Origin of the sequence: Kitasatospora sp. MBT63 (assembly GCF_000710465.2) — a bacterium.
Taxonomy (GTDB): domain Bacteria; phylum Actinomycetota; class Actinomycetes; order Streptomycetales; family Streptomycetaceae; genus Kitasatospora.
The window spans coordinates 1-1573 of sequence record NZ_JAIZ01000789.1 but is presented as its reverse complement, the minus strand read 5'-3'; the positions used below and the strand labels follow the sequence as shown (position 1 = coordinate 1573).

Genomic DNA, 1573 nt, shown 5'->3' with positions numbered 1-1573 from the left:
GGTGGCCGTGCAGGAAGAACTCGGCGGAGCGGTAGTAGTTGGACGCCCGCAGGAACCCGTCCCGGGCGCTGACCTTGTGACCGGCCTTCAGTGCGCGCTCGGCCTCGTCCGCCACCCGGTCCGCGGTGGCGAGCCACTCGGTGTGCCAGCTGTCGTAGTCGCCCTCGGTGATGCGCTCGCCGGTGGCGACGACCTCGCCGAAGTCGGCGCCGCCGTAGGCGATGTGGCTCATCGAGCGCAGGGTCTCGTACCAGAACTGGGTGTTGTTCGGGAACAGCAGGTTCTTCATGACAGCCTCCTCGGCGTTAAGCACTGATCTGTGCTTACAGGAGGACTGTAGACCCCTGGAGGTCATTAAGCAAATATCTGTGCTTGATGCACAAGGTGAGGAGCTGCCTCCGAAACAACCCTCCGAACGCATCCGCAAGCGCCCGAGCAGGTCCGCGCAGTCGTCCACCGAGTGGTCATCGACCTGCTGACCACCTCCGACGGCGCCGACACCCCACCATCCCCGCCATCGCCCAACGCGCCGGCGTCAACCACACCAGCATCTACCGACGTTGGGGCAGCCGCGAGGCCCTGCTCGCCGACGTCGTCACGACCCGCCTCGAACGCGACTCACCGCTGAACGACACCGGCAGCCTGCGCGGCAACCTCACCGCCCGGGTACGGGCCGGCGTCGACAGCATCCGCACACCCGAGGGCCGCCTCCTCATCCGCGCCGCCGCCCTGTCCATGCCGGGCAACGCCAACACTCAGACCGAGCGCGACCAGCACGTCCGGCCCCGCCTCCAGTCCATCGAGAACATCCGCGAACGCGCCCACGGCCCGCGGCGAGGACCTCCGCCCCTGGACCAGACCCTCGGCCTGGCATGGCCGGGCGACCGCGGCAGGTCGCCGATCCGGCTCGGCGACCTGCCCATCGACCGCTGCGGCACGGTCCTCGGCGACGCGCGCGCCCTGGACTCGTTCGTCGGACTCGACGGTGAATCCGTCGACGGACTCACCGACGTCACCTCCTGGGGGAAGTACGCCGACGACGCCCACGCCCCAGTACGGCGGCCAGGGGTCCCCACGGGCGACGAGACCTCCCGCTGCGCGAAGCACACGCGTTCGCCGACCGGATCCGCAGCTGGGGACCCGCACCGGCCTGATGGTCTCCGTGGACGCGCACAGCCACTTCCACCCGCTCGACCGGGCCGGCGAGGTCCCCCTGCTGGCCGGCCACCGCGCTCGGACGGCCCCCGCCCCGCAGGGCGTCGTGCTCCGGTTACGCAGACCACGCTGCTCCGCAACCACGCCGACCAGCGGGTTCCCGAGGATCGCTGAGAGACTACGGCGCTCCGTCACATTTGCGAGCGCTGCCCCTGGCGTTCTCCGACCGCCGCTCCTGACCGGCTGTCAAGTGATCCCGGGGTCGTCGGGTTCGCGCCGCTCCATCTTCATTCGGGTCGAAGTACCGTCCCCGCGCCCGGGTATCTGGTTGGCTGCGGCGAGGGCGGGACACTCCCGTCCGGCAACCCTCCGAGAGGCAGTGGCATGGCGACAGGCATCGTGAAGTGGTTCAACTCCG

At 69.9% G+C, this 1573-nt stretch carries 1 protein-coding gene and 2 pseudogenes; 1 reads left to right on the top strand and 2 read right to left on the bottom strand.

The window, feature by feature from the left end; all coding sequences use genetic code 11:
- Positions 1-289, bottom strand: a pseudogene (locus AA75_RS53175) (dipeptidyl aminopeptidase); the annotation flags it as partial.
- Positions 290-375: 86 nt separating this feature from the next.
- Between AA75_RS53175 and AA75_RS54210 the strand changes: the two are divergent.
- Positions 376-552 (top strand): annotated as a pseudogene (locus tag AA75_RS54210) (hypothetical protein); the annotation flags it as partial.
- Positions 553-618: 66 nt separating this feature from the next.
- Here AA75_RS54210 and AA75_RS53170 read toward each other — a convergent pair.
- Entirely contained in the window at positions 619-1047 is a 429-nt protein-coding gene (locus tag AA75_RS53170; protein WP_033825641.1) for a hypothetical protein, read from the bottom strand.
- Between the last annotated feature and the right edge of the window lie 526 nt (positions 1048-1573).